This is a genomic window from Ellagibacter isourolithinifaciens (assembly GCF_008831035.1).
Lineage (GTDB): Bacteria > Actinomycetota > Coriobacteriia > Coriobacteriales > Eggerthellaceae > Ellagibacter > Ellagibacter isourolithinifaciens.
On sequence record NZ_WAJR01000009.1, the window covers coordinates 1 to 21,503 of the forward strand.

The 21,503-nt window shown below is 60.8% G+C and carries 19 protein-coding genes and 1 rRNA gene; 3 read left to right on the top strand and 17 right to left on the bottom strand.

The window, feature by feature from the left end; genetic code table 11:
- The 11 genes from F8C90_RS04930 to F8C90_RS04980 all read right to left on the bottom strand — a co-directional run.
- Positions 1–102 (bottom strand): 16S ribosomal RNA (locus tag F8C90_RS04930); the annotation flags it as partial.
- A 733-nt stretch (positions 103–835) separates the two neighbouring features.
- Positions 836–1,675, bottom strand: a complete 840-nt coding sequence (gene ispH, locus F8C90_RS04935) for a 4-hydroxy-3-methylbut-2-enyl diphosphate reductase (protein WP_158049349.1) — start codon at positions 1,673–1,675, stop codon at positions 836–838.
- Entirely contained in the window at positions 1,672–2,502 is an 831-nt protein-coding gene (locus F8C90_RS04940; RefSeq protein WP_158049350.1) for a lysophospholipid acyltransferase family protein, read from the bottom strand. Before F8C90_RS04940 ends, ispH begins: the two co-directional genes overlap by 4 nt.
- Before the next feature lie 81 nt (positions 2,503–2,583).
- On the bottom strand, positions 2,584–3,258 hold the full coding sequence (gene cmk, locus F8C90_RS04945) for a (d)CMP kinase (protein WP_158049351.1): 675 nt from the start codon (positions 3,256–3,258) through the stop codon (positions 2,584–2,586).
- Positions 3,255–4,646, bottom strand: a complete 1,392-nt coding sequence (gene aroA / locus F8C90_RS04950; RefSeq protein WP_158049352.1) for a 3-phosphoshikimate 1-carboxyvinyltransferase — start codon at positions 4,644–4,646, stop codon at positions 3,255–3,257. The genes cmk and aroA overlap by 4 nt, the downstream gene beginning before the upstream one ends.
- Positions 4,636–5,808, bottom strand: a complete 1,173-nt coding sequence (locus tag F8C90_RS04955) for a prephenate dehydrogenase/arogenate dehydrogenase family protein (RefSeq protein ID WP_158049353.1) — start codon at positions 5,806–5,808, stop codon at positions 4,636–4,638. The genes aroA and F8C90_RS04955 overlap by 11 nt, the downstream gene beginning before the upstream one ends.
- A gap of 65 nt (positions 5,809–5,873) precedes the next feature.
- Positions 5,874–6,692, bottom strand: a complete 819-nt coding sequence (locus tag F8C90_RS04960) for a pseudouridine synthase (RefSeq protein WP_158049354.1) — start codon at positions 6,690–6,692, stop codon at positions 5,874–5,876.
- Between the two features lie 2 nt (positions 6,693–6,694).
- Positions 6,695–7,597 carry an SMC-Scp complex subunit ScpB gene (gene scpB, locus F8C90_RS04965; RefSeq protein ID WP_158049355.1) on the bottom strand — a complete coding sequence of 301 codons (903 nt, stop codon included), beginning with the start codon at positions 7,595–7,597 and terminating at the stop codon, positions 6,695–6,697.
- A gap of 2 nt (positions 7,598–7,599) precedes the next feature.
- Complete coding sequence (locus F8C90_RS04970) at positions 7,600–8,394, bottom strand: segregation and condensation protein A (protein ID WP_158049356.1); 795 nt, start codon at positions 8,392–8,394, stop codon at positions 7,600–7,602.
- A gap of 12 nt (positions 8,395–8,406) precedes the next feature.
- Entirely contained in the window at positions 8,407–9,090 is a 684-nt protein-coding gene (locus tag F8C90_RS04975) for a site-2 protease family protein (RefSeq protein ID WP_158049357.1), read from the bottom strand.
- Between the two features lie 218 nt (positions 9,091–9,308).
- On the bottom strand, positions 9,309–12,953 hold the full coding sequence (locus tag F8C90_RS04980) for an RCC1 domain-containing protein (protein ID WP_158049358.1): 3,645 nt from the start codon (positions 12,951–12,953) through the stop codon (positions 9,309–9,311).
- Between the two features lie 210 nt (positions 12,954–13,163).
- On the opposite strand from F8C90_RS04980, the gene F8C90_RS10915 reads away from it, so the two are divergent.
- From F8C90_RS10915 to F8C90_RS04995, 3 genes are read left to right on the top strand one after another with little or no spacing between them, the layout of a single operon-like run.
- Positions 13,164–13,565 (top strand): zinc ribbon domain-containing protein, encoded by a 402-nt coding sequence (locus F8C90_RS10915; RefSeq protein WP_170264550.1) that lies wholly within the window; start codon positions 13,164–13,166, stop codon positions 13,563–13,565.
- Complete coding sequence (locus F8C90_RS04990) at positions 13,549–14,073, top strand: hypothetical protein (RefSeq protein ID WP_158049359.1); 525 nt, start codon at positions 13,549–13,551, stop codon at positions 14,071–14,073. Before F8C90_RS10915 ends, F8C90_RS04990 begins: the two co-directional genes overlap by 17 nt.
- Positions 14,066–15,061 (top strand): hypothetical protein, encoded by a 996-nt coding sequence (locus F8C90_RS04995; RefSeq protein WP_158049360.1) that lies wholly within the window; start codon positions 14,066–14,068, stop codon positions 15,059–15,061. The genes F8C90_RS04990 and F8C90_RS04995 overlap by 8 nt, the downstream gene beginning before the upstream one ends.
- Positions 15,062–15,158: 97 nt before the next feature.
- Here F8C90_RS04995 and F8C90_RS05000 read toward each other — a convergent pair whose 3' ends face one another.
- The 6 genes from F8C90_RS05000 to F8C90_RS05025 form a co-directional block, all read right to left on the bottom strand.
- Positions 15,159–15,626 (bottom strand): tRNA (cytidine(34)-2'-O)-methyltransferase, encoded by a 468-nt coding sequence (locus F8C90_RS05000; protein ID WP_343030125.1) that lies wholly within the window; start codon positions 15,624–15,626, stop codon positions 15,159–15,161.
- Between the two features lie 178 nt (positions 15,627–15,804).
- Complete coding sequence (abc-f, locus tag F8C90_RS05005; RefSeq protein WP_158049361.1) at positions 15,805–17,895, bottom strand: ribosomal protection-like ABC-F family protein; 2,091 nt, start codon at positions 17,893–17,895, stop codon at positions 15,805–15,807.
- A 363-nt stretch (positions 17,896–18,258) separates the two neighbouring features.
- Complete coding sequence (locus tag F8C90_RS05010) at positions 18,259–19,140, bottom strand: 4Fe-4S binding protein (RefSeq protein ID WP_158049362.1); 882 nt, start codon at positions 19,138–19,140, stop codon at positions 18,259–18,261.
- Positions 19,137–19,754, bottom strand: coding sequence for a 4Fe-4S dicluster domain-containing protein (locus F8C90_RS11295; protein WP_170264551.1), 618 nt, complete (start codon positions 19,752–19,754; stop codon positions 19,137–19,139). The genes F8C90_RS05010 and F8C90_RS11295 overlap by 4 nt, the downstream gene beginning before the upstream one ends.
- A 28-nt stretch (positions 19,755–19,782) precedes the next feature.
- A complete protein-coding gene (locus F8C90_RS05020; RefSeq protein WP_158049364.1) occupies positions 19,783–20,499 on the bottom strand; it encodes a TorD/DmsD family molecular chaperone in 717 nt (238 codons plus the stop codon).
- Between the two features lie 155 nt (positions 20,500–20,654).
- Positions 20,655–21,500 carry a DmsC/YnfH family molybdoenzyme membrane anchor subunit gene (locus tag F8C90_RS05025; protein WP_158049365.1) on the bottom strand — a complete coding sequence of 282 codons (846 nt, stop codon included), beginning with the start codon at positions 21,498–21,500 and terminating at the stop codon, positions 20,655–20,657.
- Positions 21,501–21,503: the final 3 nt, after the last annotated feature.

Consider the following 21,503-nt stretch of genomic DNA (forward strand, 5'->3'; position numbering starts at 1 on the left):
TCGCCACTTTATCCGCGGCCGAAGCCGCCTTAACCGTTCGACTTGCATGTGTTAGGCACGCCGCCAGCGTTCATCCTGAGCCAGGATCAAACTCTTCGTTCGGGCGCCCCCTTGAGGGGCGCCTAAGTTCGAATCAAAATAAAGAAAAAGCCATCGGAATGATGGTTCGGAGCCCGGGATCGGGCTCCTTTATGGAATTGGTCTCTCGTCGGAGATCTCCGCCGGCCTCATCGCCGGCGGGGGCCCCGCACGCGTTCCTATCCGTTTTCCTCGGTATCCGGTTTTCAAGGTTCCCGGGGCGTCTTATCCGCCCCGCCCCGCCGCTTCCTTCCGTCCGCGGCGCAAGGAGATATATTACGCGACCCTTCGCCTGCCGTCAAGGGGGCTTTCCCGCCTTTTTCCCGGGAAGGGGCGCATTAAGGGACGTTTTCGCCGTACGACCTGGGGCGACGCGCTTCTATTGCCCTTCGCGCCCCGCACACATTCCCTCCATAAGCCCAGGAAGGGCGTTGGGAGGCGAGAATGCGACCCTGCATATAGGGGCGCTTCGCCGCAGGGGGCTCCCCGCCGCAGAGGGATTCCCTCCGCCCTACGGCGACGCCCCTTGCTATGCAAAGAGGCCGGGCGACTCTCAGTTGCGCCCGGCCTCTCAAATAGATAGATAGATAGGGCGATCGCCTCCGGCATTCGCCCCGCAGAGGAGATTTCACTTCGGCACGCTGCTTATATATGCGCGGCTACCCTCCGGCGCTTCTATCTCGTGGGACAGAAGCGCCGCGCAGGAGGCGGCGCCTTCAACGAGCCCGCACGCTTTCAAAGAATAGAAGACTCCGCTCTACCCCAAGCTAGCGATGCGCGCTTCGACGGCGGCGATCTGATCTTCTGGCGTGCTCGCACCCGCCGTGATTCCCACCTCGGTGCACTGGTCAAACCAGACAGGATCGAGCTCAGAAGCGCGCTCGATGTGATGCGTATTCCCACACACCAACGAGCAAATCTCGGCAAGACGGGTCGTATTCGATGAGTTGCGCCCACCGATGACGATCATCGCATCGACCTCCCGGGCAAGCGCCGCCGCGGATTCCTGCCGCTCGCGCGTCGCGAGGCACACCGTATCCTTCACCACGCACTCGACGCCACGATCGCGAAGCGCCGCAAGCACCTCCTCGAACGCCTCGCGCGTCTGGGTGGTCTGCACCACCACCCCCACCTTGCCCGAAAGGCCTGCTGGCACGTCCGCCTCCCGCCCGGCGACGAGCACTTCTCCGCCAGCCTCTCGCGCGTAGGCGACAAGCCCCTCGACCTCGGGATGGCCTGCTTCTCCCACGACGACGACGTGCCCGCATTCGCGAGCGAGCTTCGCTGCCGCCTTCTGCGCCCGAGCGACATGGGGGCACGTCGCATCGACCACGGGAAGCCCGCGCGCCTCTATCTCGCGTCTGACCTGTGGCGTAACACCATGGCTGCGAATAATGACGCTGCCCTCGACGGCTTGCTCGGGGCTTTCGACAGCGCGGATACCCCGCTCGGCAAGCTGCGCCACGACCTGAGGGTTGTGAATCAGCGGGCCAAGCGTGACGGCGCGCGATCCTTCCGACACGGTATCAAGCGCCATGTTGAGCGCGCGCTGGACCCCGTAGCAGGCTCCCGCGCATTTCGCACGCGTCACGTTCATTTCGACTCCTTCGCCGCGATAATCTCCTCGGGAGTGTGCTCGGGAATCGCATGATTCGCAAACACGTCCGTGAAATCGCGCCCGTCAGGGAACAGTGCCACCATGTCGACCTCATCGCGCGGCACGCGCTGGGAGAGGGCGAAGCACTCGCGCATCGCGTACCACGTGCATCCTTCCAGGCGGTCTTCCTTAGGAAGGAAGTCGAAATCACCGACGAGCAGGGGCGACCCAAACTCCATCGTGATCTTGGGGAAACGGAAGAACTTGCCCTTCTGCTTCACATACTCGGCATTGCGCACGGTCATAGGGAGGATAGGCGCATGCCCCATCTTCGCGATGAACGCGGCGCCGGAATGGATTTCGGGCTTCTTGGTTCCCTTACCGCGGCGCGTTCCCTCGGGGAGGATGCCGACGAGCTCGTTGTTCTTCAGGTTGCGCGTCGCGCGCTTGATGGCCACGCGGTCGGCCGCATCGCGTTTGATGGGGAATGCGCCGACGCGCGAGAGAATCTGGCCCACAAGACCGCGGGCGTTGTCGAAGAGCGTCTCACGGCCGAGCAGGCGCACCCACTGGCTGGGACGGCATGCGATGTACATGCAGGCCACGTCGAGAAACGACGTGTGGTTTGCCACAAGGAGCACGCCCGATTTCTTGTTGAATGCCCGCAGGTTCTCGCGCCCGTCGACGCGATAGCGGAAACAGATTTTGAACACGAAGGCGACGACCACCCAAACGATGTTCCCAAACCAATGGGGAATCTGCTTTTCGGTCGACGTGCCCCCGAGCGGCATGTCCCACATCTTCTCGTATGGCAGAAAGACGCTCATGCGCAGCCCTTTCTCTTGAATATGCGCGCGAACCCTGCAAGTTGGGCGCCCCGCCTCGAGAGGCCGGACGCCATTTTGCGATTACCCCTGAGCCTGCTCGGCACGCAAGCAGATGAAGGAGATGATTTCCTCGATGGTTTTGCCGGTGGAATCGAGATGCACGGCGTCTTCCGCCGGTTTGAGGGGCGACGCGGCGCGCGAGGAATCGATTTCGTCGCGCTTCTTGATGTCGGCGAGAACCTCCTCGTAGTTCGTCGAACCCACGTGACGCTCCTCGTTCTGCTTGACACGACGGGTTGCACGCTCCTCCGCGCTTGCCGTGAGGAACACCTTCACGGGAGCCTCGGGGAAAACGACCGTGCCGATGTCGCGGCCTTCGACCACGTAGTCGCCCGCGCGACCGATGCGCTGCTGTTGGGCGACAAGCGCCTCGCGAACTGCGGGAACGGCGGCAACTGGCCCCACGGCGCGGTCGATTTCGGACGTGCGGATGGCATCGGTCACTTCCGTGCCCGAGATGAAGACACGACGGGGAACGGGGTCGCCCTCGACATGCCCGAACTCGATTTCGTTGTCGCGCGCGATCGCGCCGAGCGCCTCGACGTCGTCGAAGGAAACGCCGTCGGCGAGTGCCTTCCACGCGATGGCGCGGTACATTGCCCCCGTGTCAAGGCACGAGAACCCGAGCCGCTTTGCCGCTGCCTTAGCGACGGTTGACTTGCCTGCCCCCGAGGGGCCATCGATTGCGACGATCATTTCGCCAGCCTTTCAATATCGGCGCGAAAGCCCGGATAGCTTACGCGAACTGCCTCAAAATCACGGATAGACACGGGATGGGCTCCCGTGAAGCCAACAAGCGACCAGGTCATCGCAAGACGATGGTCGCCCAGGGAATCGAACACGAGCCCCTCGGGCACGACGAGACCCGGCTTGCCCTCGATATGCAGGTCATCGCCTTCGGCCCACGCGCGCACGCCAAGCTTGGAAAGCCCCTCCAAGATGGCCGCGAGACGGTCGGTCTCCTTCACGCGCAGCTCCCCCACCTCGTGAAAGACCGTCGTGCCTTCCGCGTGGGCAGCTACAAGGGCGAGCACGGGAATCTCATCGACGAGCGAGGCGATCTCGCGCCCCACGACCTCGCACGAGCGCAGATGCTCGACGTAGGAAACCGAGATGGTGCCGCAAGGTTCCTCCCCCGCGCTGCCCGTCGGCTTCAGGGTGATGTCGGCGCCCATGCGCTCGAGCACCCGTGCGAAGCCGATGCGCGCCTCGTTCAAGCTCACGTTCTCAATGTCGATCGTGCTGTCGGGACGAAGAGCCGCCGCGCACGCCATGAACGCCGCAGACGAGGGGTCGCCCGGGACATCGACGTCGCAGGCGTGAAGGCTCTGCCCACCAGCAACGGAAGCCTCCCCTGGCGCCGCTTCGACGTCGACGCCGAAGCCGGGGAGCATGAGCTCGGTGTGATTGCGAGAGGGCGCCGGCTCGTGAACGCTCGTCGTGCCCGACGCGAAGATGCCAGCGAGCAGAATCGCTGTTTTCAGCTGGGCGGAGGCGACCGGCGAATCATAAGAAATCGCAGCGAGACCGCGCGTTCCCGTGATGGAGAGCGGGAGCGTCGTCGCACCTTCCGGCGCGAATCGAGCACCCATCAGCTCGAGCGGGGCCGCAATCCGGCGCATCGGGCGGCGGCGAAGGGAATCGTCGCCCGTAAGCTCGACGGTGATGTCCCACGACGCGAGAACGCCCATGAGCAGGCGAACCGTCGTACCGGAATTGCCGCAGTCGATGGCGCCCTCCGGCTGTGAAGGACCTAAGCCACCCCAGCCGCGGATGTCGCCTGCGAGGCTTCCGTCGGGCCGCTTTTCGAGGTTGACCTCGGCGCCCAGAGCGCGCACGGCGCCGATGGAAGAGCGCACATCGGCGGAGTCGAGCACGCCGGACACGTGCGAAGCGCCTTCGGCCATCGCGGAGAAGAGCACCGAACGATGCGAGATCGACTTGTCGCCGGGGACGCGCACCACACCGGACAGCGGGCGGGCGAGCGGCTCGATAAGGGTCGCCTGCTCTGCCGCAACTACAGGATCGGCAGACGTTGCGGCGTCGTTGCGCACGACGAACGCCAGTTGATCGTTAATCGACATGGATATGCTCCTTCGGAGAGAGCGGATTGAACGACACCGAGAAGCCCGCGTCGATGAGCTGGGCAGACAGCTTCCCAACATCGCCCTCGTCAGTTAGAACGAGCGAGAGCACGGCGCGATCCTCGGTGATGTGATCGATTTCGATCGATTGGATATTACAGCCAGCGGAGCTCGCGATCGTCGTGACTTCCGCGACCACGCCCTTTCGATCGGACATGGGAATGCGAACCTCGAGGAGCTTGTCGGTCGAGGGAACCCAAGCGGCGGGCAGAGCACGGCGGGCCTGTGCCGCCTCCTCGAGAAGACGAGTCGTCGCCTCGCGATCGTGCGCGTCGATGGCGTCGGCGAAATCGCCGATGATGCCCTGCATCTCGCGCAATCCGCTCGTGAGCGCGCAGGCGTTGTCGAACGCGATGCCGCACCATAGCTTCGAAGAGCCCGCCGCGATGCGCGTGGAATCCTTGAAGCCGCCTGCCGCAAGGCGCATGAGCGACTGCTGCTCGTCGGCGTGGCGATGCGCCAGCTGGACGAGCGAAGCCGCGATGATATGCGGAACATGGCTTACAACGGCAATGGAATCATCATGCTCATCAGGCGCTATGGCAACCACGCGCGCGTTCAAGCTCGTGATGAGCTCATGCAGACGCTGGAAATGCTCGGGCGGCGTGTCCGCGTCGGGGCACAGAATCCAGTTAGCGCCCTCGAAAAGATCGGGGCGGGCGCCGTCGATGCCGTTCTTCTCCGAACCTGCCATGGGGTGGCCTGGCACGTAATTGCGGCGGTAAGGCAGAATCTCAGCCGTCGCCGCAAGGATATGCGCCTTCGTGGAAAGCGTGTCGGTTATAACACCGCGGTAATCCCAATCGCGCAGAAGGCGCAGGTAATCGTCGACCGCAGCAACCGGCGTCGCCAAGACGACGAGATCTGCACGGTCCTTCACGAAATCAGAGAACGCCTCGCTTTCAGGGGCGCAAGCGTTCGCCACCCACCCACGCGAGATTGCCTCGCCGCAAGTCGGCGAATCGACGTCAACCCCGAACACCTCGATATCGGGGTCGGACTTCGAGATGGCGGCCGCAAGCGATGCACCGATAAGCCCCAGGCCAACCACTACGATGTGGTCGAACCCGTGAGGAGCCTTGCTTGTTATATCTTCAGACATGCGCATACCTTTTCCTCGCGTGCCCGGATTCTTATCGCCTGGGCAGCAATCCGTTAGTTTAGCAGTTACGACTGGATTGCGGCTTTAAGTTCGCCTACTTCCACATCTGCGAGCTCGCGCCATGAGCCGCGGGGTAAATCCCCCAGCTCAAGCGGACCAAAGGAAGAGCGATGCAGTGCGATGACCGGATAACCCACCGCCTCGAGCATACGGCGAACCTCCCGCTTACGGCCCTCGCGCAAGCCGACGAGCACATAGCTCCCCGTCTTCTCACGGACCGCCCGGCTGCGCTTGCCAGTATGCGAGGCGTTGATGCCGCCCGCGCCCTTGCCCGTCCCGATCGCACGCGCGGCCTTTTGCGCATCACCGCCCCGCAAAAGCTCGGCACGAGCGGGAAGCGTCATGCCGTCGGAGAGCGCAACACCACGGCGCAACCGCTCAAGCGCCTTAGCATCGAGCGTCCCTTCGACCAGGGCAAGGTAGCGTTTCTCCACATGGCGGCGCGGATGCAGAAGCGCGTTTCCAAGCTCGCCGTCGGTCGTGAAGAGAAGAAGGCCCGTCGTGTCGCGATCGAGGCGCCCCACCGGGAACAGCCCCGGGAACCGATCGGCGGGGACGAGGTCGGCCACCGTAGCTCGCCCCTGGGGGTCGTCCATCGTGGTGACGTAACCGGCGGGCTTGTGAAGCATGATTGTAACGTCGCCCTCGGCAAGACGCACCGGCGCTCCGCCGTCGACGCGAATCTCGTCGCTGCCAGGATCGACCGAGCACCCCAGCTCAGCAGGCTGTCCGTTCACCATAACGCGACCGGCGACGATGAGTTCTTCGGCGTGGCGGCGCGACGCAACACCCGCGCGCGCAAGAAACTTCTGCAGGCGCATCATGGCTACTCGTCTTCCGTTTCGAACGTGAGCTCGTCGAAGTCGATCTTGTCGACCACGCCGAAGCCCTGAGCCATGGCCTGGCGAAGCATCTCCTGCGCCGAACCGTCGTCCATGCCGGAAAAGCCCTTGCCATCGCCGTCTTCCCCTGCCTCGTCACGCGACGCAGCCGCACGAAAACCCGCATCCTGCGAGAACAGCGACTCGGGCGCCGTATGTCCCACAAGCGCCTCGCCCGCGACAGCCCCGCTCATGTCGCCCTCCTCGTCGTCGTACACGACGCGCTCGAGCACGTCGCCCTCGTCGCGCTCGAGCGCGGTACCGCTTGCTTCGTGAGCTGCGGAAAGACGCTCGCGAATGAGCGTGCGCGTGGAATCGTCGGGGGCGAACTCGGAAAGGTCGGGCAAATCGGCGGTGGAGCGCAGGCCGAACTTCTCCAAAAACGCGCGCGTCGTGGCGTAAAGAGTGGGGTTGCCCGGCGTGTCCGCGGTCCCCGCCTCGCGCACGAGGCCCTTTTCCACCAGGGAGTTGATGGAGCTGTCGGAGTTCACGCCGCGCACGCTCGCCACCTGGGCGCGCGTCGTAGGCTGGGTATACGCCACGATTGCGAGCGTTTCCATGGCGGCTTGGGAGAGCTTGCGCGTGTCCCAGGAAAGGACGTACTTCTCGATGAGCTCGTGGTAAGCGGGATGCGTGTACAGCCGCCAGCCGCCCGCCACTTCACGCAGCTGGATGCCGCGGTTTTCGGCCTCGAGCTTGTCGCGAAGCCCCACAAGGGCGCTCTCGACATCGGCGGGGTCAACCTCGAGCATGTCGGCGAGCGCGATGGTGCCCACCGGCTCGTCGGTCACGAACAACATTGCCTCAATTGCGCCTGCGAGCTGGTCTTTCTGCAAACCTTCGAACATGGTTACTCCTCCTCGCCCACCGACGTGAGCGCATCTTCGCCCGTCAGGTCAAGCTCGCCCGACCCTTCGATGTAGTCGATCGAGATATCGCCGAACAGCTCGTCTTGGTTGATCTTCACCATGGAGCGCTTGTAGAGCTCGAGCACCGCGAGGAATGTCACGACAACGACCGGCGTCGGCGTGCGCTCGTCGACCAAGTCGGAAAACCGCAGGTGTCCGCGGTTGACGATGCGCTGGTGGATGGCCCGCACGTGCGTCTCGACGGGAATAGGCTTTGCGGCGATATGCTCGCTTTCCAGGAGGAATACATCGCGTCGGGCCAGCGCACGGGCGCACGTGAGCGCGAGACCGTCGAGCGTGACGTCTTTCAGGTAGTCGGGCATGAGGTTCAAGAAGCACGCGTCGGGTCCGAACGGACGCGTGTGCATGCGGCCTTCCGACACGAAGCGAGCATGAAGGGCGGCGCTCGCGTTCTTGTACTGCTTGTAGGCAAGCAGCCGCTCGACCAGGATATCTCGTGCCTCGCTCGGGGTGAGCTCCGCGATATCGTCGTCGATTTCGGGCGTATCCTGCGGGATGAGGCTTTGCGCCTTAATCTCGAGCAGCGTCGAGGCCACGAGCAGAAAATCGCTCGCCACGTCGAGGTCGAGGTTCTTCATGCGCGTGACCTCAGCAAGGTATTGGTCGGCGATCTCGGTGATCGAAATGGCGCCAATATCGACTTTCTGCCCGCTCACCAGGTACAGCAGAAGATCGAACGGGCCCTCGAAGCTTGCAGTGCGGACTTTGTAGGACACAGCTTCGCCCCCCTAGGAAACCCTGAACGGGAACAGCAGGTTGGCCACATTGCCCGCCGTGACGTCGAGATAGACGCCGACGGGATTCACGTGCAGGACATACGGTAGAACGATGAGGACGATCATGAAGACGGGCATGGCGTACTGCTGCACGCGGTAGTACGTGCTCATGTGCTTTTTCGGGATGAAAAGCGCGAGCACCGACGAGCCGTCAAGCGGCGGAATCGGCAGCAAGTTGAAAAAGAGCAGGTAGAGATTGATGAGGGCGAACATGGGCAGGAACATGAGGTAGAAGTACGCGAACGCCCCGCTTTGCGCGACAAGCGCGGGAGCTTGGCCGTAGAGAGCCCAGGCGATGGCGCCGGCGAAGGCGGCCATCACGAGGTTCGCCGCAGGTCCGGCAAGGCCAACGATGACGTCGCCCGTCTTGGGATTCTTGAAATAGGACGGGTTGTAGGGTACCGGCTTCGCATAGCCGAACACGGGGCCGTTCATCGCGAGCATGCACAAAGGCAGGATGACCGTGCCGAACGGGTCAACGTGCTTGAGCGGATTAAGTGACAGGCGCCCCACGCGCTTGGCCGTGGGATCGCCGAGCTTGTACGCCGCAAACCCGTGCGCCACCTCGTGAAACACGATGGCGGGCACGAAGCTTAGGACCGAGCAGACTATGTAGGCAAGATATTGTGATGACATGGGTCATAAGTGTAACGCAAGGGAAAGCCCGCGAAGCGCGCACCCCACTCCCCTGCGCGAAAAGTGCGCAGATGGAAAGCGAGGAGACGTTGCGCTTGCGGGCGCGAGAATCCAGAGCGCCAGCAGCGGCGCCCGCCCTAAAACAGGCAGGCACCGAGCAGCGATCGCGGCTAGGCGCCCGCGCCGATCACGTCACCAGCGCAGGCGTCGGCTTCACGCTACTTCAAAATCCCCTGCCGATACGCCTTCATGATCAGGGTCGCGGCGCGCTCGCGAGAAGTACTCTCGGCGGGCGCGAACGTGTAGGTCCCGTCGTGGTTATCGTAGCCGCTGACAAGGCCAGACTCCTTAGCCCAGGCCACCGAGCCAACTGCCCAATCGGATATGGCGTCGCTATCGGTCAAGTCGCCCAAGGCAGCCGAATCGCCGGCCTGGCCACCATTCGCGTAGTTGCAGAAGATCTTGGCTACCTGCTCAGCGGTCACCGGCTCATTGGGCATAAAGCTGAACGTGCCGTCGCGATTGTCAGAACCGTTGATCACCTGGTTGGCAACAGCCCAGTTGGCAGCACCGGTGTACCACACGAAGGACTCGACATCGTCCATACCCGTCGTGTTGGACGCGTCAGCAGGCTTGTACGCTGCGGCAGCTTCGGGGTCGGCTGCGCGCCAGAGAATCATGGCGAACTGCGCACGCGTAAGGGGCCTGCCCACGCCGAACAGACCGGCATCGGGGCCTTCCGCATAGCCGGTGATAAGGCCCTTCGCGGAGCAGAACGACACGCCCTCGGCATACCACTCGGCATAGTCGACGTCGGGGAACTCAGACGGAATGCTCGCGAATTGCGCGACGTACGTCACATCCTCGGATGCGCGCACCTCGATATCGGCACCACCAGCGACCGCTTCCCGCTCACCCGACGCGCCCTCGCGCTGCCACCCGATGAACACGTTGCCTTCCAATGCACGTGCATGGATTGCGATTTTGCCTCCAGCGACCACCGGACCGCCGCCCCAAACGTCGCCTTCACCTTCCGCGGAAACGGACACCGTCGCTTCTTCCAAGTCCGAGCCCGACGCGACGGAGGAAGCCTTCGCCTCGTCACCGGTCGAGTCGTCCACAAGCACGCAATCGGTAGGGGTATCCTGGGCGGACGCATCGAGCGAGAACACATCGCCTTCCTCGATAGCGACCCCCTGATAACTCTTCACGCTGACAGGATCGCTGCTTAGGACATCTCGCTCCTCGACAGTCACGTCCATCTCGCCACCGTCGGTCGCAGTGACCTCGACGCGATAGTCGCCGCCAGCGGGAATGTCGATCATCTTCACACCGTCGGACGTTACCGCCGCGGGAAGACCCTCTTCGAGCAAGCTCTCGTCAACCTCATCGTTGGAAATCGATGCGACAAGATTGCCCTCGGCGTCGTAAGCCTTGACATCAACCGGGCAGGCAACGAGCAGCGAGCGATAGTTCTTGCGGGCGAATATCTCGGGGAACTCGCCGATCGCAGCCTCGTCGCTTTTCATCCACGCCACGTAAGTTTCCTGCGTATGCCCATGCACCACGCCCTTTCCCGTGATGAACGCCCCATTGAGCGCTCCCGTGCCGAAAATGGCCGTGAACAGGAGCTTGTACTGCGGAATCACCATCGCTGCGTACAAAATGGCATAGTCGCCGTTGTCGGCGGAATCCATGATGGCCGCCTTCACGAGACTCGTGAACACCTCATGCGGTGTCACGCCAGCCAGACGATTGTGGTAGTACCACCAGGTCGATCGAGCGAGCATCGCCATCTCCGTCGAAATCGATGAAGCGGTAACAGAGCCGGTCAGGTAGCCCCGGTACTTTTCCCCGTCGCTGAAGCGCTCAAAATACGTGTTCATCTTTGCCAGTTGCGCCTTGTAGTCGCCTCTAAGCGTGTTCGACCTGGAAGGCAGCGCCAGATCATTGCCGTAGCGGCCGTAGCCCCATTCACCAAGCGGCACCTTGATGACGACGTCCTCGGGGTTCACGATGTTGAAGATGTTGCCGTACTTGGCATCGCTGCGATTGCTTGCGCGCGTGGCGTTGGGCGATTCGAACGTGAAGGTGTAGACGTTGTCGGGCGAGAGCGTCCCCGCGTCGGTCGTCAGCCCATCGTCGAGGCGGGCACCGAGGATGTTCGACACCGCAGCGCCCCGGCTGTGGCCCGCGATGAGCACGCGCGCTTTATCGAGGTCGATACCGTTGTCGAACACGTAACTGCGCAGGGCCCGAAGCACCTGCAGCGCCCCCGCCTTGAAACCCTCGTGCGTTTCCTGGTCGGAATTCTGCAGCGTGTCGGCGACGTTGAGGTTGCTGAGCCACTCGCCGTTGCCAGGCGTGCCGCGCACGATGACGGCGATGATCGGCACGCCGTTTGAGGTCATACGCGTCTCGATGGAGTAGCCAACCTGGTCGTAGTCGCCGTTGTAGTCTTTCCCTTCGGGGTGATATTCCACCGAATCGAACGCGTTGAAGCCGAGCTGTTCTCGCAACGTGTTTTTCACGAACGACTCGTCATAAGCCGCAGCGGCGAGCACGGCGGCAGTGGTGGCAAGATCGTGGTTGTACGTATACGAAGAGGTGTTGAACCAGGCATCATCCCAGTTCACTACAGTCGCAGCTTCACCATCGCCCCCCGAAGCCTTAAACCAAGCGCTTGCCGTGAAGGGGTCGGAGGGGATCGTTTCGGACGGGACTGCGTCCGACGAACCCGCAGGAAGGGCAACTTTGTCCATGACTTGGTAAGGTGTCCACTGTTGTTCTAAGGTCATGTAGCCGAGTTGTCCGTAATTGTTGCAGCCCCACGTCCAAAGCGTGCCATCCTGCTTGAGGGCGGCAGTATGGTTGTAGCCCACCGAAGCGCAGACAACCCCTTCGAGGTATTGTACGGGCTTAAGCTGATCCCAAGAAGTTACTCCCACTTGATTGAACGATCCTTTGCCCCACACCCACAGCGTGCCGTCTTTCTTGACAGCAGAAGAGTTATATCCGCCGAACGATACCGAAGCTACGTCGTCCATCACCTTGACAGGGACGCTGCTGTCCTCGGTCGTTCCATTCCCCAACTGCCCATAAATATTCCACCCCCAGGTCCAAAGCGACCCATCCTGCATGATGACCCCAGCATGAGCAAGACCGAGCGACACAGAGGAAACGCCGTCCATCACCTTGACGGGAACGGTGCTGCCCTCAGTCGTACCGTTTCCGAACTGCCCATGCGAATTGTCGCCCCACATCCAGAGCGACCCATCGCGCTTGATTGCGGCGGCATGCAGATAGCCGAGCGAAACGCTGACGACATCGTCCATGAGCTTTGCGGGAGCGAATCCGCGAGGAGTGCTCATATCCTCGTTGCCGACCACGCCCTTATAGTTCCAACCCCACGTCCAAAGCTCCCCGTTATTTTTGACAGCAGCCGAAAAATTTGTAGCGAGAGCAACGCTCGCAACATTGCCCATGAGCTTGTTCGTATAAGAGTTTTTTTCATCGCTCGACGAATATCCGAGCTGAAATTCCGAGTTGCGTCCCCAGGTCCAAAGCTCCCCATTCTGGGTGATAGCAGCCGAATGATCATTGCCTGCCGCGGAGATGGTGTTTCCGAACGGCAGCGTCTCGGTTGAAGATTGCGCGGCAGTTGCGAGCTGCGTTGAGTCCGTAGGTTGAGCCACAGCTGCGAGCTGCGTTGACTCGGAGGCTTGGGCGGCTTCGACAGCAGAGCCCTCGGATTCGGCATCGCTTGCCCATGCCGAACCATAGAATGACGCGCAGGGCAAAAGCCCTGCCACGAGCACGATGGACAAGAATGATGAGAGCGCTTTGCGCCATGGATTCGCCATGCCGTACCTCCGCGTATCAAGGATGCAATCGGGCTGTTTGGTGCATTGTACCAAACAGCAAGCAACCTTAGTATGCAAATGCTAATGAGGGTGCGATAGACAGCCTGGAGGCAACTTCATCAAGGCAAAGAGGAGGCATTGTCTTTCCTACAGTATGTAGGAAAGACTTGACAGTACTGTCAAGTGCGCGCAGAAAGCAAAGGAGAGAAAATGAAGGTGTTTGGTTTGGGTGGCCCGGAAATTCTTGTTTTACTCGTTCCGGTTCTGTTCTGTATTTGGATAGTCCAAGCCTTCCTCAACTATGGCACCGCTTATCGCCTAACGAGCGCAAATGGTCGCAACGGCGTGTCATTATTCGGATGGTGGTTGGGGCTATCCCTCGCGTCGATTATCCCTGGCTTGGGAATCTATATTTGGAAAAAATACCGAGGCGAGAAAAAGAAAACAACGACCGACGAGGGCCAAGACGATCAACTAGATGGCGAACAATGCCCTCACTGTAAAAGCAATTTGAACCCAACTGACATCTTCTGCTCACATTGCGGAGCGAAAATCCCAAGTCAAATAATAGTCTCAATGAGAAACAAGGTTTCGGATGAAGAAACAGCGTAAAAGCGCGGGCTCAATTCTGCGGATAGCTGTTGCCATCTCGCTTGCAGTAACTCTTACGCCCCAGCCAGCATTCGCAAAGGCTCACTACGGAGGAACACATTTCAGCCCCAACGGACCAGAAGGCGCTGTATCGAGCCAGCCACCAGATGTAGAACTACGAGGGTTATCGTTAGGAGACGCCCTATCGGATGCGAAGGAGCAATCGGACCCTTCAAACGATTCCGAGTCAAACGCAACCGACGATGACCCCGAAGAGGAATCACCTGATAGTGTTTCGCAGGAGGATGCCGAAGCCGCCAACGAAGCGACTACAGCTCAAGAAAATGAGCGCACCACGAGGCTCCATATTAGCATCGACGACGATGATGAAGATAACGTTGACGAAGGAGACAATCAAGAGGAAGACGAGACTGAAAATCCCCTCGTTTTGCTCGTGGTGACAGCAACAGGAATTGCCCTTATCGCCGCCATCTTTAACTACATTGCAAAAAGGAAGAAAAGTGACTAGAACAACGAGCGAAGACGCAGCAATCATCAATCGGGGATCGCTTTCATCCGTCTGGAAAACCGAAAGCGGGTACGCAACGCTTGGCATATTCGCCAACATAGCAATTGTGCTCGCAGTGACTGTTTCCGTTTACCTATCGGGCGGTTCATCAACAATCGGATCGAAAGTATTCTCAGGAACCTGCGCTGCATCTTTTATTGTCGCAGGATTATATTTATTGACAATTTATCGGAGTTATTATTCGAGTAAACCAATCGTTCGTTCGTGCAAAATTGCATCGTTTCTCAACGGATTTCTCGGGGCAGGGTTATTCGGATTACTCTGGAACAGGCTGCTCACGAAAAGCAAGAGCGGAGACAGCGCTGGGGTTCTCGGCGCTATAGCGCTCTTACTATGGGCGGCTTACATCGTCTTCAACATATACACGATAACCAATTACCAGCCAAAACCAATAACCAGCCCGACCGATTCAAGGCTTTACAGCGATGGAGGCTATCAACGTATGGATATCGTATATGCTGGCTACACGTACACCGACGACGACACCGGAGCCACATTTGACGTCCCCAGCGGTTGGGTTAAAGATGAGCAAAGCAGAGGTGTCGTATTCACCAGTACCGACGATACCGCCGAGGCATTGTTTTTAAAGCCACATGATATATGGAGCAGTCTCGACAACAAAGACTCTATCAGCAGGGATGCCATCAATCAAGAAGCCTTCGTAGAAGATGATTTCATTGGCTTTTCCTCAAATTTTATTGCCGATTGCAAGGATGAAAAAGTTAGCAGCGAAACCATCGGCTCCTACGATTATTTCGTCGTAACGGGATCTGGGTATACTAAAGGCGGCACGAAAGTCCAAATGGAATCTTGCACGCACATCGAGAACGGCTATGCATATCAATGGGTGTTCTTCAAGTACGCCGATTCGAGCTCGCAGGATAGATCGAGCGACTATATCGCAATGATCGAAAGCGCCAAATACTGATTTATCCCATTGAGAGCTTCAGACAGTTCCCAAGTTGGAAATTATTTGCGGCCTCCGCACTTCGCTCCACAGCGAAGGCCGCAAATTAAGTAAGGGCTTAGCGCATGTTCGGCCAGGATTGTTGGCGGAGGGCCTCGTAGGTTGCGATGGCCACGGCGTTCGAGAGGTTCAAGCTGCGCTCGTTCTCGCGCATGGGGATGCGGACGCACGCGTCGAGATAGCGCTTGATAAACGCCTCATCAAGCCCGCGGCTCTCGCGTCCGAACAGGAGAAACGCGCCCTCACCGTAAGTCACATCGGAATAGTTGCGCGACACGTGTCCCGTGAACAGGTGCAGCTCGTCTTCCCCGTGCGCCTCGAAGAACGCCTCGGCGCATGGCCACTGCACGATTTCGACGTCGTCCCAGTAGTCGCAGCCCGCACGCTGCAGGTTGCGCTGCGTCAGGCGGAAGCCCATCGGCTCTACCAGATGCAGCACCGAGCCCGTACAGGCGCACGTGCGGGCGATATTGCCCGTATTCTGGGGGATCTCAGGTTCGACAAGCACAATGTTCAGGGGTTTCACTTCTGCCTCTTATTCCTTGCAACTTGATTCGTCGTATAAGAAAAAGCGGGCCGGCGGGCGCTTTCCTCCAAGCGCAGTTCCGCACGAGCCGAACAGCCCAGTGAGCTGTTCGTGCGAGCTCAGGACTGTTTGAGCATGAAGGAAAGCGCCCGCTAGCCCGCGATGCATCAAGCCCGAATCACGCTTGCGCTTTTTGCTTCTCCATCTCGGCCTCAAGCTCCTCGTTAAGCACGAACCACTCTTCCTCCGCCGCAGCGATTCGCTTTTTAAGCTGAGCATGCTCGGCGATGGCGTCCGACGAGGCGTCCTCGTTGATGTAGAAGTCGGGGTCGGCCATAAGTTCGAGCAGTTCCGCCATGCGCGCGTTATCGCGCTCCATCTGCTTGTCGAGCTCGGCAATGCGCTTGCGGTGGCCTTTAAGCGCTGCATAGGCCCGATTGCGCGCCTCGGCTTCGCGACGCTTCTGCTCCTTGGTCTTCGGGGCGCTTCCGCGCGGGGCCGTGAGCTGCGACTTCGCACCCGGCGAAGTGCTGGCGCCAGCCGTGTTGCCCGATCCGGTCTTACCTGACGCCGGAGCCTTTCCTGCCGCCTTCATCGCGCTCGCGGCCTTACTTCCCGAGCCTCCCATGACCTCGTCGACAAGCGAGGATTCCTTCGGAGCCTCACTATCGAGCTGACCACTCTTATATAGGTAGTAATCGTAGTCACCCGCGTAGTTGGTGACGCGTCCGTCCTTCACTTCCACGATACGGTTCGCAACGCCCCTGATGAGGTGCCTGTCGTGCGTGATGAACAGCACCGTGCCCTCGAACGCGTTCAGCGCCTGCTCCAAGATGTCGGCGCTCGCGATGTCCAAGTGGTTGGTCGGCTCGTCGAGGCACAATAGAGGGCGCGGCGCCACGAGCATCTTCGCCAGCGCAAGACGGCTCTTCTCGCCGCCGGAGAGCACGCTCACGCGCTTGTCGACGTCGTCGCCATTGAAGAGGAACGCGCCCAAAAGCGTGCGCACCTGGCTGATCGTCCAGCCCGGCGCCACGTGGTCGATTTCCTCGAACACGGTGTTTCCCGAGGTCAGCTCTTCAAGTTGATGCTGTGCGTAGTAGGTTTTCGACACATGCGTGCCGTACTTGATCGCGCCCGCATCGGGCTCGAGCACGCCGGCGATCATCTTCAGGAGCGTCGACTTGCCAGCGCCGTTCGGGCCGACAAGCGCCACCTTCTCGCCGCGGTACATCGTGAAATCCAAGCCATCGTAGACGTGGTGGTCACCGAAGGACTTCCTCAGGCCGCGCGCCTCGACCACCATGTCGCCCGTGCGCGGCGGCTGCTTGAAGTTGAAGTGCACCGTCTTCTTTTCCTCGGGAATTTCCACGAGCTCTGCCTTGAGCTTCTCGAGCTTCGCCGCACGCTCCTGCGCCTGGCGAGCCTTCGTCGCCTTGTAGCGGAACTTCTCGACGAACGCCTCGAGACGCTTCATCTCCTCGATCTGCTTGGTTCGCTCCTGCTTCAGCCGCTCGATGCGCTCGGCTCGTTGACGCAAGTAAGCGGTGTAGTTTCCCTTGTAGAGGTTGACCTGCTGGTTGTCGACTTCGGCCACGCGATCGACCATGTTGTCCATGAACGCGCGGTCGTGGCTGACAACGATGACGGTGCCCGAGTAGCTGCGAAGGAAGCTTTCGAGCCACTTCACGCTCTCCAGGTCCAGATGGTTCGTCGGCTCGTCGAGCAGCAGCACTTCGGGATTTCTGATCAGCAGCTTCGCAAGCGCGATGCGCATCTGCCAGCCACCCGAGAACTCGCTCGTCATGCGACGCATGTCGTCTTCCTTAAAGCCCAGTCCGAACAGCACGCCGCGCACCTTCGCCTCGATGACGTATCCGCCCAGCCGCTCGAACTCGTCGCGCGCACGGCCCGCAGCGGCAAGGTCGCGCTCGGTGGGGGTTTCCCCGAGCGACTCCTCGAGCGTACGAAGGCGCTTCTCGGCGGCGAGCACTTCGACTTGGGAGGCCATAACCTCATCGAAGATGGGCTGCTCGTCCATCTCGATCGCCTCCTGCTCGAGATAGCCCACACGCGCGCCCTTCGCGAACAGGATGCGGCCCTCATCAGCATCTTCCTCGCCGGAGATGATGTTGAGCATGGTCGTTTTGCCGGCGCCGTTCGGGCCGACGAGCGCCAGGCGGTCGTATTCCTCAAGTTTGAAGGTGACGTCGCTGAACAGCACGCGGCCGCCGAATGACTTGGAGATATGCTCGAGCTGCAAGATCATGGGTATCGTTCGTCTTTCCTAAATGCCAAAAGTACAACCTATTTATGATACCCGAGAATGGGCTTACGCGCCGAGGGAAAGCTCCCCTATACAAAACGAACGCCCGCGAAAGGTCGCGGGCGTTCTGGAAATTATGATGTCAGCAGACGCTAGAGACAGCGGGCCAATAGAGGGTTGGAGCAACGGGACTTGGCGCGATACTCAGGCCGCTTGCATGCGAGGGCAGCAGCCGATAGCGATTGCACAGGTCGACGAGGCGAGAAGGACGTCTTGGGAGGTGTCTGAAAAACTTGAAGGGGGGACTTCAAATGGGAAGGTAAATTGCGTCCCTTCGCCTCGTCGACCTGTGCAATCGCGATACCGCTACTTCAAGAGCTTTATCTTGATCGCCTTTGCCGGACACGCCTCGATGCACGCTGCGCACTTCGAGCATTCGGGAATGTGCCCAGAATGGGGGTCGAGCTTCTCGGGGCACGCGTCGACGCACGAATGGCAATCGATTCCCTCGCCGCGCAAGCACTTCGATTGGTCGACGCGCGGACGCAGCGTGCGGTTCGCGTTCGCGATAAGCGAGGTGAGTGCGCTGATCGGGCATATCTTCGAGCACCACTTCCGCAGAACCGTGAGCTCTAAGACAAGAATAATCGGGAAGACGACGAGCGCCCACGACGGCTCGTTGAACTGGAACAGGTGCCAAAGGCCGATAAGCGTCGCGAACGTCAGGCCGACGGGGCACACCAGGCAGAACACGGGGAATCCGAACACGGCAGCCGACGCGAGCGTACCGGCGAGCACCACATGGCGCGCATCCAGCTGAACCCCGTCGCGCTCGCCGCCCAAAGGCGCAAGCTTGCAGGCGCCGCCGCACGAGGAGCACGCCGGCGATGCGCCCCCCAACTCGCTCTTTTGACCACCAACTGAGGTTTTTCCTCCAGAAGCCTTATTCTTTGGGCGGAAAAACCTCTGCAGCCATGGAACGGGGCAGCCCCAAGCACAGAACGCCTTGCCGAAAACGACGACGAGAACGACCATGGCCGCAAGCAGGATAATCGGATGCAGCATGAACTCCTTCGCGCCGAAGAGGGCCTCGAGCGCACCGAGCGGACACACGGCGGCGATCTGGTCGATGCCGAAGGCCGAAGGCGTGCCCGATCCGATGTGGAAGAGAAGGCCCACGACCACGAACGCGACAAGGGCAAGCGCGACGATTCCACGTGCGCGCCTGAAGTTGAACCGCTTGTTCATCGGGCATCGCCTCCCTTCGAGCTACCTGCCGACAACGCGACGCGCACGTTGATCCCGCGCTCGGTGCCTCCCGCAAACGTAAGGTAGCTATTCGATGGGCAGGCGTACTCGCACGCCCCGCACCCGTTGCACTTCGCCTCGTCGACAACAGGCCGGCTCGACCCATCGATCGATATGGCCCCGTAAGGGCACGCATCGACGCACACGCGGCACCCACCCTGCACCCAGGCGATGCAACGCTCGCGATTGACCTCGGCAAAGCCTATGACCTGGGACTCATCGCGTGCGCCGAGAATGGCCCCCGTCGGGCAGACGTCTTCGCACTTGCCGCAGAAGTCGCATGCCCCCCGGTGGAAGTCCATAATCGGGGTCCGCCAGCTGAGCAGGCCGTCCTCGAGCAACCCCGTGCGAAGGCAGCCCTGCGGGCATACGCTCTCGCAACGGTTGCACTTCAAGCACAGCGCCGTGAAACGGGATGCGTCCTGCGCTCCCGGAGGCCGCAGCAACTCCCCTGTGCCCGTCCCCGCCGCATGCGCCACGCCGCCTAAAGCGAGCATCGACGCGAACGCGCCGCCGCCCGCCAAAAAGGCCCTGCGCGTTATCGGTTTTCCCATTCGATCCAACCCGTCTTTCGTGAGGAGGCTACGCAGCAGCGCTCGCAGCGAGCGCATCCGAAGCCTCAACCATATCCGCAATCACGTCGGTTTCCATATGCACGAAGGCGCGGATTACCTTGGACACACCGCGGTAAAAACGGGTCTCGGCGACGTCGCAAACCGCATCGCAGAAATCGTCGACCCAGTTCAGCTGATGGTCGTTATGGAACTCGACCACCTTTTGCGAAAGCATGGCCGCACGCTCGAAGTCCCCCGCAAGGCAAGCGGCGTTCGTGCGCTCCAAAAGCGTCGCTAGGAACTCGAACTCGAAGGACAGATGATCCTCGGGAGTATGGAGCTCCTCGTCAGGCTGGATATGCTCGCCGCAGAAGGACTTGTACACCTCGTCGCGAGCATCCTGCATCAGAAGGCCCATCTCGGACGTGAACACGCTCTCGAACGGCGTCGCCGCGAACGACTCGTAATTCCCCGCGGCAAGAAAGGTGTGGGCATAGTCGACGGCAAGCTCCTGGCGAGTGCCGGTGTTGCGGCGGCGCAGATAGCTCGCCATGTCCCCGTAACCCTCCGCAAGGTCAGCATCGCCTTGGGCAAGCGACTTCAAATCGAGCGCGGCCAGGTGGTCGATCTGCTCCTGGGTGAGCTCTTTCCACAAAAGCTCGGCGAGCATGCGATAGTACGCCGCACGCCCCGCGTTGACCTCGACGATCTCGTTCACGCTCGATGAGATCTCGGCTTCATCCATGTTGTTCCCCTCTCGTTATCGAATAGATGATCGAAGCTGTTCCATCCGAAGAAGCACAAAAGCGCGAGGTGCGCCCTTTTGCGCCTTCGGATGAAAGCCCGGCCCCGTTTGGAGGGTGGGAATCCGGGAACCGGGCCTTCGATTCGAGCTTGCTTTTAGATGACCGTCATGAAGAGGTCGGCCACGGGAACCGTGACGACCCACATGATGCATCGGTACGCGATGGCGCCCACAAGCGCGCACACGCACGACGCGGCAGCGAGGGCCAGCAGGCTCTCGGGCTTCTTCGGCAGAAGAGCGCCCGCCACGCAGGGCACAACGCCACCCGCGATGACCGCCAGGGCGAGCAGGCCAAACGCCGCGCCATCGGAGGCACCGGCGGAAAGCGTGTAGGCCAAAACACCGACAGCCGAGAGAACGCCCGCCACGAGAAGCGCCATGGGATAAGGCTTCAGCTCAAGCGATGCCGCCGCATCCTTGCCGGCAGCCTCGCCTGCACCTTTGCCCGCCACCGCCGCGACGACGGTGAGGTAGGCAGCGATGCCCGCGGGGGCAACCGTCAGCAGGTAGCCGAGCGGGAGGAGCTGGGTGTTCCAGTTCGGGCGCGCGCTCATGAGATAAGACTCGCCCGCCATAAACGACAGCAGCACGCCGAACACCGCGCCGACGACCGCAACGGCCTTGCGGGCGCCCACGCCTGCGCCGCGCTTCAAAAGCACCAGGTAAACCGCCACGCACACGATAAGGCAGCCAATAAGCACCGCCTCGACGAAGATGCCGGAGGTGGGGTGGCTCAAGGCACCCATGATGCGGTCGGGGTGCGACAGGTGCGTCACCGATGCCAAGCCGCCCACGATGGCAACAACGATCGACACCACCGCAGCCGGGAAGGAAGCCTTCTTCGCGCGGCCCAAGAACTCATCGACCGCAACGCAGACGAAGAGCCATCCGGCAAGGCCCGTAAGAGCCGTGAACAAAACCAATGACCACTGGATTTCCATGTG